The organism is Vibrio sp. CB1-14, assembly GCF_040412085.2.
GTDB lineage: Bacteria > Pseudomonadota > Gammaproteobacteria > Enterobacterales > Vibrionaceae > Vibrio > Vibrio chaetopteri.
Genome location: NZ_CP115921.1, coordinates 61,791 through 77,273, shown reverse-complemented (window position 1 = coordinate 77,273; position 15,483 = coordinate 61,791). Strand labels below are relative to the sequence as shown.

Genomic DNA, 15,483 nt, shown 5'->3' with positions numbered 1-15,483 from the left:
CCCTTGATGGGCGGCGCTACAATGATCATTGCTCCCAAGAACGGTAATTACACCTCTAACGGTAAGTCGGTTCTTTGTCCCCATTCCGTCCACGAGCCATCATAGACTGACAAGTTGGTGTACCCACAAATATAAGCACCAAGAGCTAGAATGCATGCCGTTACACCTGAGCCACAACTGAACACTAAATGCTCGCGTTTACTGCCACTGATGGATGCAAACAGAGGTGCTAACTCTTCCTGAGGCTTTAATGTACCGCCTTCCATAAGTTCGGCAAATGGCAAACAGACTGCGCTAGGAATGTGGCCGCTGCGTACGCCTTCTCTAGGCTCTGGAGTTTCTCCCTTAAAACGAGCCAAAGAGCGAGCATCGACGATGCGAGCATTGCGCTTTTGCGCGTGATCTAATACTTGCTCTGCCGATAAAAAATAGTGGCTGTCGAGTGATTGAGACAGCTCGGCAGGCTGTGGTGTTGAATAGTCACTATCTACTTCGTACCCAGACTCTTTCCATGCCGGAAGGCCGCCAGAAAGAACGTACACCTTCTCAATACCTAATGACTTTAACATCCACCAAGCACGTGGTGATGCAAACGTCCCGGAGTTGTCATACACGACGATGGCGCTAGAGGACTGTATTCCTAGATCAGACGCAAGAGCATTAAAACGCTCAGCCGTTGGCATCATGTGTGGGAGCGTGGCGTCTGGGTCGCAAAATACCGTATCATAGTCAAAGCGCTGTGCCCCTGGTATCACGCCGCTTTTGTCCTTTTGCGGCTCTAGAGGAATTTGAAATTCAATACTAGCATCAAGAATGATGGTGTTAGGGTTGGCGGCAAGTTGTGAGTGAAGCCATTGGGGAGAGACGAGAGTGTTGGTCATAAGCCACTTCCTTATTATTGTTTTAATCCTTGTTTTTAGGATGCAGGCTAATCGCGGCGATGTCTATACCCGCTTTCTTGGTACAAACTGAAGTGTGAACATGGTCAGCGTGGCAAGCACTGCCCAAGTTGGTAGGTGTTGGTCTTACCCAAAGAAGAGGTAACGTTGAGCTCGACTTGTGAGCCGATAGGGCATAAGGAGTTTTGGTTGGTAACCAATCTTGTAGTTGAGCCATCGGCGAGCTTCACCACCATATAGTGACGATTGCCATCAAGAGATTGAGTAAGAACATGGTTTTGTACAGTTGCAGTGACTGTGCCGTCGATATCAGGGCTGGTTACCTTAAGTAACACCAACAAGAGGCTTACGCCAGCAAGAAGAAGGATAAACGCGATGGCGAATGGTTTCATGCGATGTACTCCTTTGTTGGTGTCGAATAGAATCAGCTACAAACAGGGCATTGTTTAGATTTAGGCAGTCCCATCTCGCGCCAGCTTACTGTGAGTCCATCAAATAGCATCAACTTAGCGACTTTCGGTGTCCCATAGTTGGCAATGACCTTGATGGCTTCCAGTGCTTGGGTTGCACCAATGATCCCGACAATAGGCGACATCACACCTGCTTCAACACAGCTTAGGCTGGTTTCTCCAAACAACGCGCTCAAACAGCAATAGCACGGTTGAGCGCTGTCTTGATAGGTAAAGACAGAAATTTGTCCTTCCATACGAATTGCCGCGCCGCACACCAAAGGGATTTTATGTCGATAACACAGACGATTAAGTTGGTTGCGTGTTTCCACGTTGTCCGTCGCGTCTAGCACAAGCGTATGTTTGATGATTTGCGCTTCAAGATCGTCATCGCTCAAACGCTTATCAAAGGTGTGAACGACGAGATGAGGGTTGAGCTTCAACAACGCTTGCCTTGCTGAGTCCACTTTCTTCAGTCCGATGCTAGCGTCATGATGCAGTACTTGGCGCTGCAAGTTCGATAGCTCGACCACATCATCATCTACCAAGGTCAAAGCGCCAACGCCCGCTGCTGCAAGATATTGGCTGGCAGCACAGCCGAGGCCGCCAGCACCGATGATAAGGATAGAAGATTGCTTGAGCGCTTCTTGGCCGTCAAAATCAAAGTTTTTTAGAATAATTTGACGGTTGTAGCGAAGCATCTCTTCATCAGAAAGAATATCCAAAATCACCTCTTAGAACAGTGTTGGATTGAATAATTGGATTTGTACAGTCTCACCAACTTCTACTGAGCCGCGCTCGCGCTCTAACACGACAAAGCAATTGGCTAGACTCATTGATCGGAATGCACCAGAGCTTTGGTTGCCGGTCGTTTCCACAACAAACTGACCATTTTCAATACGATAGATACCACGCTGATAATCGGTGCGTCCCGGCGCTTTCTTGAATGCGCTACGAGTGATAGCTGGGATAGATTCCGGCGCTTTCCATTCGCTGTTACCACCCAACTTAGCCAGCAGAGGCTGAACCAAAACATACATGGTAAGTACAGCTGATACAGGATTACCAGGAAGGCCACAGAACCATGCAGTATCAAGTTCGCCAAACGCAAAAGGTTTGCCTGGCTTTATCGCAAGCTTCCAAAAACCTATTTGTCCGAGCTCTTCGAGAATATCTTTGGTGTAGTCTGCTTCACCAACGCTTACGCCCCCTGAAGTGATCACCACATCGGCCATTTGTTGTGCGTTCTCAAAGGTTGTTTTTAATGTCTCTTGGCAATCAGGGATAATGCCTAGATCAATGGCTTCGCAGCCAAAGTTTTCAATCAGTGGTTTAATGCCGTAGCGGTTGCTGTCATAGATTTGACCAGGCTCTAACTCGCTACCGAGTGGTTTGAGTTCATCACCCGTGGAGAAAAATGCTACCTTCGGTTTACGATAAACGCTGATGTGACTGATGCCAAGTGTCGCAATCATTGGGATATCACGCGCAGTTAGGCGAGCACCTTTGTTCAAAACCACATCATTAGCACGAATATCATCACCAGTAGGGCGGATGTTCATGTTGGTTTTGATGTTTGGCTGATCAAAGGTGATGAGGTCACCGTCAGTGGTGGTATTTTCTTGCATAATCACCGCGTCACAGCCTGATGGGATCTGAGCGCCAGTCATAATACGAATGGTGGTTTGTGCTGGCCATTCGCCTTCAAAAGGCGCGCCAGCAAATGATTTTCCTACCATTTTCATGGTGGTCGATTGCTCGAAATCACTAAGGCGAATGGCATAACCATCCATCGCTGAGTTATTAAATGGTGGAACATTAATTGGAGAGCGAATGTCTTTTGCCAATACGTACCCTAGCGCTTCAGCGAGTGGCAATGTAATGGTATCGATAATTGGCGTGATTGGTGTGAGCATTTTATTCAATGCTTCTTCTATAGGCATCAAGCCCGGTGCGTCGCAGCAACCCATAAGATAAGTCATCCTAATTGAATCTTTAAAACCTATCGACTGTAACACATTTTTGCCGACGAATGGCTTATCCCTTTGGATAAAAGCGACTATTTGAACCACAAATCATTGCAGTTACAAAGCAATACGGAATTTGTGGGTGTAATTAATATTAAATCCGAGTATCCTTGTCTGCCCTTACGGGAGTTAGTGCGAGGATGTAAGATGTCAGGTTTAAGTGAATCAGCAAAATTGGTGAAAGCAGCGTTATCAGAGCGCGGTTTGGAAACACCAATGTTGCCAAATGAAGTGTCGAGAGAAGAAAAGAAAGAACGTATTGAACACCATATGCGTGAGATCTTAACTCTCCTTCAGTTGGATCTCGCCGATGACAGCTTGATGGAAACGCCGCACCGCATCGCAAAGATGTATGTGGACGAAATCTTCTCTGGCCTTGATTACCAGAACTTCCCAAAAATCACCGTCATCGAAAACAAAATGGATGTCAGTGAAATGGTGCGTGTTAAAGACATCACGGTGACCAGCACTTGTGAACATCACTTAGTGACCATCGATGGTAAAGCAGCAGTGGCGTATATTCCACGTGGTAAAATCATCGGCCTATCGAAGATCAACCGCATTGTCAGATTTTTCGCTCAGCGCCCACAAGTGCAAGAGCGCATGACACAACAAATTTTAGTTGCTCTGCAGACACTGCTCGAAACAGACGATGTCGCAGTGACTATGGACGCCGTTCACTACTGCGTGAAGTCACGCGGTGTGATGGATGCGACCAGTGAAACAACAACAACCGCTTTGGGTGGAATTTTCAAGTCTAACCCTGCAACGCGCCATGAATTTTTGCATGGTTTGCGCTAAATCTCTCGAATGTAAATAAAATGCTAATAACGCCCTCTAAATTAAGAGGGCGTTATTGTATTTGTCACTGCTTTTCGTTCATACTATTGATTATCTAAAGGATTTGCTAATAAATTAGCTAGTTAGGCCTCAGGCGCACCACAAAGCTAGAATAAAACGTCGTGGCAAACTGTTCTTATAGTTGGGCTAGGTTAAAATGAACAGAATTCAAAAAATCTATAGTTATGCTGAGCCGAATACGACTTTGGTAGTTGTTATGGGTGGGCTTGGTTACCCCTTTTACTTCTGGGTATGGGATACGCTATACCCGCAGCCGTATGAAAACTTGTGGTTGAGGTTAGTTTGCTCACTGTTGGTCTTCGTGTTGGCTTTCCGTGGTGTGATGAGCAGTCGGCTTAAAAAGTTGGTTCCTTATTACTATCTAATATCAATCGGTTTTTGCTTGCCGTTTTTCTTTTCTTACATGATGTTTATGAACGGATGGAATGATGTCTGGGTATTATCCTTTATGTCATCTATTTTCCTTCATATTCTTTTGGTGTATGACACTCGTGTTATGATGTTGCAAGCGCTTTTATGTGTACTTTTTGCAGCTCTTCTAGCACATTTTAACTTACCAAACGGGATCGAAGTTTTTGAGCATTTAGTCTATTTTCCGATTTTTGGCTTTACTTATTTGTTTGGCAATTTGTTCTATTTTAGAAACCAGACTGAACATGAAGCCAAGTTTACCGTCGCAAGGTCTTTTGGTGCTGGCATTGCGCATGAAATGAGAAACCCATTAAGTGCATTGTTATCATCTTTTGAGGTTATTAAGAGTATCATACCAAGCGGAAATTCTTCTTATAGAAATACATTTCAATTGAACGCCCAAGAAATTCAAATACTCAACGATATTATTGATGACTCGATGAAAGCAATCTGGACGGGCAACGAGACCATCGACTTGTTGTTGACTTCAATAGACCAGAACAGAGTGTCGACCTCTACATTTTGTAAGCTAAATGCGAAGACAATTGTCGAGAATGCGGTAGATAGCTTTAGTTACAAAAATGCGGCGGATAAAAGGTTGGTTTTCTTTGATATTAGAGAGGACTTTAATTATTTTGGAAGTGATACACTTTTAAAGTATGTGGTTTACAACCTGCTAAAAAACTCGTTTAGACATAGAGGTGTAGGTAAGTTCAATATAGTGATCAGTTCAAAAGTCATAGATGATGGACACAGTGTTTTGTTTAGAGATACTGGTGTTGGGATCGAACCTGAACTTATAAAGAACATTTTTGACGACTTTTACACTACAGGTAAAAATGGCACGTTCGGTTTAGGGTTATCGTTTTGTAAAAAAGTGATGCGCTCGTTTGGTGGGTCTATTGTATGTCGCTCTAAAGTAGGTGAATGGACTGAATTTGAACTGTTTTTCCCAAATTATTCGTCACCTGCTGTGAGCAGCATTAAAACAGAGCTTATTAAAGCTAAAACGGTACTGTTTATCGGTGAAGAGACATCTGATGTCGCCATTGAGTTGGAACGATTGAAGTATACGAATGAAATGGATGTTGAAGTTGTCAGTCTACAAGATGCATGTAATCGAGATGAGCATCACTTTGAGTACAGTTTGATCCTAATCGACGGTGAGTTCAGTCGCAGCGGTTGGTCATTAATGTCTAGGCTAGAGGGTAAGTTGGGGTTCACAGAGGCTAGAATTGTATTTCTCAACGAAGAGGGGAATACGAGAAACCTTTACTTTCAGAGGTATGTAAATATTGTACTTAAGGCTCGAGAAGACTTTATTCGAAGACCTATAGAGACATTGGATTTTTTACTATTTGACTCATTGGAAACTGAAGAATCTAAGCCAGCATATAATGAAATATCCACTAAAAAAACCGTAATGATAGTCGATGATAATCACTCATTGCGTTCGATTACGAGTATTGTGCTGGAGAAGCAAGGCTTGCACGTCATCCAAGCAGAAAATGGCCAGGTTGCCCTTCAAGTGTTGGATCAAGAGGATGTGCATTTAATACTGATGGATGTAGAAATGCCAGTCTTGGATGGTTTGTCTGCGACTAGGAAAATTAGAGAATCCAACATGCCATATTCGTCGATACCTATTGTAGGCTACACAGGTGATAAAAGTGATGAAACTGTGGTACAGATAAACCAAAGTGGTATGAACGATTATATCGTCAAACCTACACCGAAGGATGAGTTAATCGATAAAGTTGCAACTTGGTTATAATCGAACTCTGTCAACTATTTCCTCAAAGTTAAAGGTGCGCCTACAAACCTGTAGGCGCATTCTATATTAATCGAAGTTCAAATCATCATTGTTCCAAGCTAATCGGCATACCTCGATCACTCTATCGAGATCCTGCTTGGTATGCTTAGCATTTATTGAAAGACGAAGTATATGTTTATTATTAGGTGTGGCTGGTGGTGCAAAGACTGAACCAAACACTCCGTTCTCTTCGAAGAAGTTTCTCACTTTGATTGTATTCTCAACCTCTCCAGTTTCTAGGCCTATAATTTGAGAGTTACTTTGAATATCAAATCCAATTGTACGCAATTGCTTATTTAGATACTCAGCGTTCTCCGTGAGTGACATTCTCCTTTTTTCAGAGCTGACAATCACATCATGCGTCTTGCTGAGTCGTGCTAGCTCGTACGGTAGCATGGTAGAGCTAAAGATGGCAGGGAAGGCAACCATTGGGACGCAGTAGTTTGTTTTTTCATTTGCCAAGATCACCCCTGCGCGATAAGCATATGTTTTTGCAAGACTAGCTGTAATGTAGTCGACATGTTCTGTAAGCCCTAGCTCTGCTACAAGTCCGGCTCCTCTTGGCTCATGAGTACCAAGTGAGTGAGACTCATCAACGACCAAAGCACAGTCGTATTCGTAAGCGAGCGATACTAAGTCAACGAGTGGTGCAACAGTACCCACAGTGCTGTATATCGAGTCGACAAGAATGATGCCGCTGCCATTTCTAGATATCTGACGTTTAAGGTGCTTGATGTTGTTGTGCATAAACATGTGCACGTTTGCGCCTGCAATACGGGCGCCCTCCCACAAAGAAGCGTGAGCAAAAAAGTCGACGTAAACATTAGTGTCTTTTTGACAAATCGCTTGCAGCAAATTCACGTTTGCCGTCCAGCCGGACTGAGTCACTAAACAGCTTTCGAAGCCAACATGGCGAGCGAGCTTCGATTCAAAGTCGCTTTCTTTTTCTGCACCAAGTAGGTAAACACCAGACATCAGGAGGCTTTCGTTCGTTTCGCGGATCCCTTGAATATGAGCTTGTTGAATTTCAGAGTGATCGTGCAGGCAAAGGTAGTCGTTAGTTTGCATCACAACATCGGTCGCAGAAGGGCGACCACCACAAACAACAGGATGGTTTTCAGAATTTGAACTTATCCTATCTGCAATAAAGTGCTCATGCTTTTGTGTAATAAAACTTGGGAGAGTCTTTTTGATCTTTGTTAAGTGCATAGCAATTATTCTCTATGTAAATGGAATCATATGTCGGCCGATGCATTTATTTATTGCCGACTAGAGAATAACTGTCACTATTGAATATTTTATTATTTGTTGCTGGTTGCAAAATGAACTATATTGGGTGGGAATAGTTTTATTCTGATTATACTTGTTGGGAGTCTAACTGATTGATAACTGTGTCAATATTTATAAATTCTGACATTTGTATCAAATAAAATCAATGCTTACTTACTAGCTCCGGCCAATACATTTTTACAAACCCCACCGTTACCCAAGCAACCGCCAAAGACGCAACTGACAGCTCCAAAAAGCCGAAATTATGCAGCCAATGCCAGTGAGGATGCTCAGCTTCAAAGAAAGTCGTTAAGCGATGCATGGCGATAGAGCTGATCACAGACGGAAACGTGATAGCGGCAATAGATGGCTGAAACTTCAGACGTAATAATCGAATGTAGCAAAGATAGATGAGTAGCGTCATGGTTATTGCTATCCCTGCAAGCGCACCTGTGAGTATAGGATCGGGCTCGGAAAAGTTAACCAAGTATGCAGATAATGTGAGGTTGATCGGCGCTGCCATGATCGCCAGTGTAGGCCTCGCACGTTTGGGTAGCATACCCTCAAATACCAATCGATAAAGCACCAGTGGCAGCATAAAAAAGTAAATAGTGATACAAACAGACGCGATGGTTTCTGAGTAAACCGTATGGCCAAATTGGGTCCCAGCGAGTGAACTGCTAATTAGCCCCACTGGATATAGAAACCAGCTTGGTACTATATTCGACATGCGAAAGTTTTTTAACTGGTAATAGAAAAACAGCACGGCCATACAAACATGCAAGGTTAATGCGGCAAACCAAAGTGGATAAGCTATTAAGGGAAGAATAACGGCCAAATAGTCACATAAAATGAGCAGAGCCATGCTCATTGGCGCCATTAAGCTGCCTGTTAGGGGGTGTTTAATATCTGCAGAAAAGGTATGTCTATTGAGTAGGTATTTAATAAGTACCGGCAGAAGTAATAGCGCACCAATGGAGGCTAAAATTGGCTGCACCTTTTTCCCAAACTCCGGAACATACAATGCCCAAGCATGACCAAGACCAATCATACCAAGCGCTAGGGACGCTTGCGAGGTCGGTACGTTGTGAAACTGTGTAAGGCGCTTTAATGAAGCAAGGCTGATGGTCACTACGGGCTCTCTTGAAAATCCATATCAATCGACAGCTAGAAATAGCAGTCTAGCCGTCTAATTATACATGCTTTTTGAAGAGACGAAACCATCACCATAGTTTGTGAGGTTAGTTTGTTTCTTTTCTCGGCAAATCTTCCTGACGCAGTTTCTCATTTTTTAGTGTTCTGTGTAGCAACTGGCTGTAGATTGGTTGGCCTCCAAGCATCTGGGCGACAATCGTTGCACCAAGGCCGGTAATGATGAGAGGCAGAATAAGATGGTAATTGTTGGTCATTTCAATCACCAACAAAATGCCGGTTATAGGGGCACGTACCGTAGCGGCAAATAATGCTCCCATTCCTGCAATAGCAAATACACCAGGTTCGATAGGCAACTCAGGAAATAGCGAATGTGCGACTAAACCAAACGCATAACCAAAAGAGGTACCTAGGGCTAACATAGGTGCGAATATTCCCCCAGGAGCCCCAGAACCAAAGCATATGAGCGTGGTAAGGACTCGTCCAATAAACAGAAGAATAAGGATGCCCGCACTAAAGCTGCCGTTGGTAATTTCCGGGATTAGGCCAATGCCACCGCCCGTGAGTTCAGGTACGTATAAAAGTAGTAAACCAAAACTGCCACCGATCATAGAACCAGTAAACAGAAACCTTTTGAGATCGTTTTTGTGGATACGTACAAACATATCCTGAAACAGTGTAACTAGCCGATTGAACACGACCCCAAAGCCACCAAATAATGTACCGAGCAATAGGAATAACCATAAGACAGTGAGGTCAGGCGAGTCATATTGCGGCATTGTAATAACCGCATGTTGGCCATTGATGGAGCGGAATACAATGGTAGCGGTTACCGCAGAAATGAGTACCGCTTTGATTGATATAAGCGAGTAACGAAAGTGAGGACGCATTTCTTCCACAACAAACATAATGCCAGCGAGAGGCGCGTTGAAAGCGGCTGCAAGACCACCGGCTGCGCCAGAGGCGAGAAGGGTATGTCGACTATCGTCGTTTTTAACTCGGAAAAGGTCAGTTACCATACGACCAATGTTACCGCCCATTTGAACCGTTGGGCCTTCACGTCCTAACACCATTCCGGAACCCAGGGCACCTAAGCCGCCGAAGAATTTTACCGGGAGCACACGCCACCAACGAACAGGGCGCATGTTGTCCATTGCCCCCTCAATTTCGGGAATACCGGATCCGGCAGCTTCGGGCGCAAACTTGTGCACCAAAAAATAGCCGATGAACGCCAAGAATGCGCTAATGACAAAAGCGAGCAGCCATAGAGGCAGTACAGAACCGATTTCATCTTTTAGCCAGTCAGTGCGAGTTTCAGTGACAAAGTGCACACCAATCTCAAACAAGGTACCGACGAGCCCGGCCAAGATACCAACTACGCAGGAAAGCAGTAATACCGAGATAGGCGTTTTATCGCTAGAGAGAAACTGATTAATCGTTCCTTTTGGTACGCGGGCGAGCAACGATTGTTTTATTTTCTCTCTTTTGGTCATAGGGATGAGTGCCTGTATGGAGGATTGAATCTTCAAGGTTAAAATTATACGACTTAGCAAAATTGGCAATAGTGGCAAGAATGAAAAGTAGTATTCCACTTATCACTACTTCTTATGCTTTGGTGGAAAGTTTCACCAATGCTCGACCATTTTGACGTAGGTTCAAAAGCACCACTTATTTTTAGTATTCAGCTTGAAAAAAGTCATTTTTGTACCATAGTTAAATCGTAGGGTTCATATTCGACAAACATGGAGGATCTCATTCCCTACCTACAATTTGGATGTGCAACTTAAGAAACACATACTACTGCCTCGTTTTTATATCTCAGCCGATAGACTTGGTTCAGAGATTCGCAAACTCACGATTGAGTAACGAGGGATCAAGGCGCGCGCAAAGTGCGCCTTTTGTCGTCTATAGAAATCCGAAAATTCCCCCAACTGTTTCTGCCCCTACTATAGTTATGGCGATCCAATACCGCGGCTAGAATAGTTCAGTGCGTTAGGTATATACTTTGGTCATTGACAGACATCGAGTAAGACAATGAAAAATCAAGTACCTACTAACATCATCACTGGGTTTCTTGGCGTAGGTAAAACCACGGCCATTCTCAATTTATTAAAAGAAAAACCGCAACATGAGAATTGGGCTGTATTGGTCAATGAATTTGGTGAAGTCGGCATCGACGGCGCCATGATGGCAGAAGGCGGAGCCATGATTAAAGAGGTACCGGGCGGTTGTATGTGTTGTACAGCGGGAGTACCCATGTCGGTGGGTATCAATGCGCTGCTCAGACAAAAGCCTGATCGCCTGATTATCGAGCCAACTGGCCTTGGTCATCCTAAGCAAGTGATTAAAACACTAACCTCAGAACATTACCAAAATTACATTGATTTGAGAGCGACCATTGCGCTGGTAGATCCACGTAATTTGTCTGATGAGCGCCATCTTGAAAACAATAATTTTAACGACCAGTTAGCATCGGCAGAAGTCATCATTGGTAATAAGGTTGATGAGTGCAGTGCACAAGATATCGACGTATTCAATGACTGGGTGACAGATCAGCAACCCGCTAAGATATTTCATAAACTGGTGAAAAACGGCCAACTTCCTCTTGAACTGCTAGATCTCGAAAGGCGAGAGGCTTCGGTAGAGGGAAATGGTCATGCTCATCATCACGACCACGACCATAGTGATTTAGAGCCAGTATTTGAACTGCCGCCAGAGAAGCCATTTATCCGCCGTGAAAACCAAGGCCAAGGTTATTTTAGTTGTGGCTGGATTGTTGGTGAGGAGCACAAGTTCAATTTCGACGAGCTGTTTTCACTGTTCAGTGACCTTAACGCGGAGCGTGTCAAAGCAGTCGTCAATACCGATAAAGGCTGCTTTGCATTCAACGTCGCGAAACGAGTCGTATCTGTTAATCAGATGTCACTTGAGGGCTATGAATCGCGCATTGAAGTTATTGATTCGCAATTGATGCCATGGGAAGACTTGGAAGGCATCCTGTTGAGGCTTTGCGGTTTGAACGACGCATAATATCGTAATGAAACACTGAGCATTACAGATTAATTAACGAGAGAGGCGAAATGCCTCTCTTTTTTTGTGGAAAGTGAGTAAATCCGCTGGTGAAGCTTGCCGGATGTCCATTCTAGACTATTGTTATTATTGAAATAACAATAACTTGCAAACAAGCAAAGGAATGTCGGATGGGCGTAGTGGTTCGGGTGGTTAGCGCTGTGATCATACTGCTGGCAAGCGTGAGTTCATATGGAAATGAAACCAAGTCGTCGATGGCGAGCGGTGGGCAAGCGAGTTACGTCGGAAGTGACGCTTGCATTGAGTGTCACCAGAAAGAAGTAGAGCAATGGAAAGGCTCTGATCATGAGCGAGCAATGGATCACGCTACTTCACAAAGCGTGTTAGGAGACTTCGACAACGCCACGTTTGAGTTTAAAGGCGAGGAGAATCGGTTTTTTAGAAAAGGTGAGCAGTTCTGGGTCAATATCCAAGGTCCAGATGGTCAGTTTTATGACTACCAAATTGCCTACACATTTGGCCATTATCCGCTTCAACAATACATGGTTGAATTTGAGGATGGCCGCGTTCAATTGATCCCGTTTACCTGGGACTCTAGAAATAAGGAGCAAGGTGGTCAACGTTGGTATCACCTTTATCCCGATACAACGAGCAGCGATGAGTTCTATTGGACAAATACAGGGCAAAACTGGAACTTTATGTGTGCCGATTGCCACTCAACGAACCTCGAAAAGAACTACGACAAAGAATCCAATACCTACGCGTCAAGCTGGTCTGAAATCACGGTGGGGTGTGAGGCCTGCCATGGTCCAGCAAGTGTGCATGTCACCTTGTCTAAGCAAAAGAACCCTAAACAATTTACTATAGATAATCACTATGGGTTTGACCGTGATCTCTCCAAAGCGGTATCTGAGTGGGTTTACCAAGAGGGAAATTCGACCCTTCAACCTAAGTCAATCCAAGAGACCCAACAAGTCAAAGTGTGCGCTCAATGCCACAGTCGCCGAGTGCAACTGTCTGAGCAATACGATCACGTTCAAGGGGATTTATTTGATAGATACCTAGTCTCGAATCTAACGCCTGAGCTATATCATTCTGATGGTCAGATTTATGATGAAGTTTATGTTTTCGGTTCGTTTGAACAATCAAAAATGGCGCAAAAAGGTGTAACGTGTGCTAACTGTCACGATCCACACACGGCCGAACTCAAAATTCCAGAACAAGCGGTCTGTGCTCAGTGCCATGTTGCATCGGAATACACTCCAGAAAAACACACCTTTCATGAGGCTGGTAGCGAAGCGAGTCAATGCACGACTTGCCATATGCCCGAGACGACTTACATGGGAGTAGATCCAAGACGCGATCATAGCTGGCATGTACCCAGACCAGACATGAGCAAGCACATCGGCACTCCAAATGTCTGTGCTTCTTGCCATGAGGACAAGGAGGATGATTGGGCAGTTCAAACCTTAGCTAAGTGGTTCCCCGAGTCGAGCTATCAGAACAGCCAGCATTATGGCATTGCATTTTATGCGGCAGACATCGGTCACCCATCGGCAGCTGATGCGCTTTCCTATATAGCGCAAGACATTAACCAAGCGTCGATTGTAAGAGCATCTGCATTACAAAGAATGGCGAACTACCAAGGGCAAAATAGCTTAATCGCGCTGGGTAGAGCCGTTAAAAATAGTGAGGCCATGATTCGAATAGGGGCGATTCAGGGTAGCGCTCCTTATCCCGCTCACCAGCGCTGGCAGATCATTTCACCGTTACTTGATGACGATGTTCTCGCTGTTCGAGCAGAAGCGGCCGGCGCGTTGGCGCAATATTGGCGCGAGCTAAATCCACTTCAAAAAGATCAGTTGAAACAACCGCTAAAAGAATACATTGGTATTCAGCAGTACAACGCAGACCGAGGCTTTGGCCGCACAAACCTTGGCAATGTGTATGCCGCCCAAGGCAAGACGGAGCTTGCTATTAATGAATACCAAGGGGCGATTAGCATTGAACCCTATTTTGAAAACAGTTACATCAATCTTGCCGATCTGTATCGAGGGCAGGGGGACGAAGCGTCGGCGGATAAAACACTCGCGCTTGGTATCAAAAATCAACCAAAATCGGCAGCTATTCATTACAGCGCAGCGTTGTCAAAGCTTCGTCAAGGCGACAAAGCCACGGCTAGCCAACTGCTTAATAAGGCGACACAGCTAGAAGCAAATAATCCCCAGTATTGGTTTGTGTTTGGGTTAGCAATGGAAACGGCTGACGTTAACGTCTCACTCAAAGCGGTTGATAAGGCCTATCAGTTGAGTAGAAATCCAGAGCACCTGTTTTCTAAGTGCGACTTAATGCTTAAGCATAAGCACCAAGGTGCCGCACAGTGTCTCAACCAGTTATCGAAGTTGGCACCACCAGAAGTTATACAGCAGCTAAAATCACGTTATTAACAATGAAAAAGCATTACCTCTATAACCAAAAGTTATAGAGTGACTAAGTAGTATTAAGTCAATTATCGAGGTCTATTCATTTAAACAAAGACGAGCAAGCAAAAGGTGTGAACCCATGAATCAAGCGCAAACAGAACTTAACCGCCTAGTGACAGAAGTGGGAAAATCAGTGATTGGCCAACAACACGTGGTAACAGCGCTGGTGGTCGGCTTGATTACCAACGGCCACATCTTGCTTGAAGGCTTGCCCGGTACCGCAAAGACTCGCTCAATTAAGTCGCTGGCCGAGCGGTTAAATACCAGTTTTGGACGTATTCAGTTCACCCCAGACCTACTCCCTTCCGACGTTACAGGTACTGAGATATACCAAGACGTAGATGGCAAACCTCAGCTTCATTTTCAAGCTGGTCCGATTTTCAATAGCATCGTTTTAGCCGATGAAATCAACCGTGCCCCTGCAAAAGTACAAGCCGCGCTCCTTGAGGCTATGGCGGAAGGTACAGTCACCGTGGGTGGTGATAGCCATAAATTGCCAGAACTGTTTATGGTGTTGGCAACGCAAAACCCGATTGAGCAAGAAGGTACCTACCCACTGCCAGAAGCGCAGATGGATCGCTTCATCATGAAAGTGACGGTGGATTACCCAGAAGATGAAGCTGAGCGCGACATCATTCGGTTGGTACGAAATGAGGAGCGCGCAGTAGGTGGCGTTAACAGCTCGAAGCCAGCGGATGAATCGGAGTCAGTGACAATCTCAACCGATTCCGTGTTTGCTGCAAGGCGTGAAATGCCAGAGATTGAAGTTTCAGAACTGGTTGAAAACTACATTGTTAACCTTGTTATGGCGACAAGACAGCCCGAGCGCTACCCAGAATCGTCACTCGCAGATTGGATTCTTGTTGGCTCATCGCCGCGCGCTTCTATTGCTCTAGATAAGTGCAGCCGAGCTTATGCTTGGTTACAGGGTCGCAATTATGTCGAACCTGATGATGTAAGAGCGGTTGCCAATATGGTACTTGGCCATAGAATTGCATTGTCCTATAACGCACTGGCTGAACAAGTGACGCAGCAAGATGTTGTTAGTCACTTGCTTGATGTTGTGGCTATTGGCTAAGTCATTCGAGG

11 protein-coding genes and 2 pseudogenes are annotated in these 15,483 nt (G+C 44.8%); 6 read left to right on the top strand and 7 right to left on the bottom strand.

Annotated features, from left to right (window positions below; translation table 11 throughout):
* Positions 1-47: 47 nt before the first annotated feature.
* The 4 genes from PG915_RS16450 to moeA all read right to left on the bottom strand — a co-directional run bounded on the left by PG915_RS16450 (position 48) and on the right by moeA (position 3,318).
* Positions 48-881 carry a sulfurtransferase gene (locus PG915_RS16450; RefSeq protein WP_353499508.1) on the bottom strand — a complete coding sequence of 278 codons (834 nt, stop codon included), beginning with the start codon at positions 879-881 and terminating at the stop codon, positions 48-50.
* Positions 882-985: 104 nt separating this feature from the next.
* A complete protein-coding gene (locus PG915_RS16445; protein WP_353499507.1) occupies positions 986-1,291 on the bottom strand; it encodes a hypothetical protein in 306 nt (101 codons plus the stop codon).
* Between the two features lie 32 nt (positions 1,292-1,323).
* Positions 1,324-2,073 (bottom strand): molybdopterin-synthase adenylyltransferase MoeB, encoded by a 750-nt coding sequence (moeB, locus tag PG915_RS16440; protein WP_353499506.1) that lies wholly within the window; start codon positions 2,071-2,073, stop codon positions 1,324-1,326.
* Positions 2,074-2,082: 9 nt separating this feature from the next.
* Positions 2,083-3,318, bottom strand: a complete 1,236-nt coding sequence (moeA, locus tag PG915_RS16435; protein ID WP_353500212.1) for a molybdopterin molybdotransferase MoeA — start codon at positions 3,316-3,318, stop codon at positions 2,083-2,085.
* 204 nt (positions 3,319-3,522) lie between these two features.
* On the opposite strand from moeA, the gene folE reads away from it, so the two are divergent.
* Positions 3,523-4,176, top strand: a complete 654-nt coding sequence (gene folE / locus PG915_RS16430) for a GTP cyclohydrolase I FolE (protein ID WP_353499505.1) — start codon at positions 3,523-3,525, stop codon at positions 4,174-4,176.
* Positions 4,177-4,372: 196 nt separating this feature from the next.
* Positions 4,373-6,421 carry a response regulator gene (locus tag PG915_RS16425; protein ID WP_353499504.1) on the top strand — a complete coding sequence of 683 codons (2,049 nt, stop codon included), beginning with the start codon at positions 4,373-4,375 and terminating at the stop codon, positions 6,419-6,421.
* A 66-nt stretch (positions 6,422-6,487) separates the two neighbouring features.
* On the opposite strand, the gene cqsA is transcribed toward PG915_RS16425, so the two are convergent.
* The 3 genes from cqsA to clcA all read right to left on the bottom strand — a co-directional run bounded on the left by cqsA (position 6,488) and on the right by clcA (position 10,374).
* Positions 6,488-7,669 (bottom strand): alpha-hydroxyketone-type quorum-sensing autoinducer synthase, encoded by a 1,182-nt coding sequence (cqsA, locus tag PG915_RS16420; protein ID WP_353499503.1) that lies wholly within the window; start codon positions 7,667-7,669, stop codon positions 6,488-6,490.
* Positions 7,670-7,892: 223 nt separating this feature from the next.
* Positions 7,893-8,780, bottom strand: a complete 888-nt coding sequence (locus PG915_RS16415; protein ID WP_418643004.1) for a TDT family transporter — start codon at positions 8,778-8,780, stop codon at positions 7,893-7,895.
* A 190-nt stretch (positions 8,781-8,970) separates the two neighbouring features.
* The gene (gene clcA, locus PG915_RS16410) at positions 8,971-10,374 is read right to left on the bottom strand and encodes a H(+)/Cl(-) exchange transporter ClcA (protein ID WP_353499501.1); all 1,404 of its coding nucleotides are present in this window, start codon (positions 10,372-10,374) and stop codon (positions 8,971-8,973) included.
* A gap of 541 nt (positions 10,375-10,915) precedes the next feature.
* Between clcA and PG915_RS16405 the strand changes: the two genes are divergently transcribed.
* The 4 genes and pseudogenes from PG915_RS16405 to PG915_RS25100 all read left to right on the top strand — a co-directional run.
* Positions 10,916-11,911: a CobW family GTP-binding protein gene (locus PG915_RS16405; protein WP_353499500.1), complete on the top strand. Its 996-nt coding sequence runs from the start codon at positions 10,916-10,918 to the stop codon at positions 11,909-11,911.
* A 170-nt stretch (positions 11,912-12,081) separates the two neighbouring features.
* The gene (locus PG915_RS16400; RefSeq protein ID WP_353499499.1) at positions 12,082-14,358 is read left to right on the top strand and encodes a multiheme c-type cytochrome; all 2,277 of its coding nucleotides are present in this window, start codon (positions 12,082-12,084) and stop codon (positions 14,356-14,358) included.
* A gap of 115 nt (positions 14,359-14,473) precedes the next feature.
* Positions 14,474-15,059: pseudogene (locus tag PG915_RS25105) on the top strand (AAA family ATPase); the annotation flags it as partial.
* Positions 15,060-15,124: 65 nt separating this feature from the next.
* A pseudogene (locus PG915_RS25100) lies at positions 15,125-15,472 on the top strand (AAA family ATPase); the annotation flags it as partial.
* Positions 15,473-15,483: the final 11 nt, after the last annotated feature.

Bases quoted from the DNA above. Each gene is read 5' to 3' on its own strand.
- cqsA (WP_353499503.1), bottom strand. From the start codon at position 7,669: ATGCACTTAACAAAGATCAAAAAGACTCTCCCAAGTTTTATTACACAA.
- PG915_RS16450 (WP_353499508.1), bottom strand. From the start codon at position 881: ATGACCAACACTCTCGTCTCTCCCCAATGGCTTCACTCACAACTTGCC.
- PG915_RS16400 (WP_353499499.1), top strand. From the start codon at position 12,082: ATGGGCGTAGTGGTTCGGGTGGTTAGCGCTGTGATCATACTGCTGGCA.
- PG915_RS16445 (WP_353499507.1), bottom strand. From the start codon at position 1,291: ATGAAACCATTCGCCATCGCGTTTATCCTTCTTCTTGCTGGCGTAAGC.
- PG915_RS16405 (WP_353499500.1), top strand. From the start codon at position 10,916: ATGAAAAATCAAGTACCTACTAACATCATCACTGGGTTTCTTGGCGTA.
- folE (WP_353499505.1), top strand. From the start codon at position 3,523: ATGTCAGGTTTAAGTGAATCAGCAAAATTGGTGAAAGCAGCGTTATCA.
- clcA (WP_353499501.1), bottom strand. From the start codon at position 10,374: ATGACCAAAAGAGAGAAAATAAAACAATCGTTGCTCGCCCGCGTACCA.
- PG915_RS16425 (WP_353499504.1), top strand. From the start codon at position 4,373: ATGAACAGAATTCAAAAAATCTATAGTTATGCTGAGCCGAATACGACT.
- PG915_RS16415 (WP_418643004.1), bottom strand. From the start codon at position 8,780: ATGATTGGTCTTGGTCATGCTTGGGCATTGTATGTTCCGGAGTTTGGG.
- moeA (WP_353500212.1), bottom strand. From the start codon at position 3,318: ATGGGTTGCTGCGACGCACCGGGCTTGATGCCTATAGAAGAAGCATTG.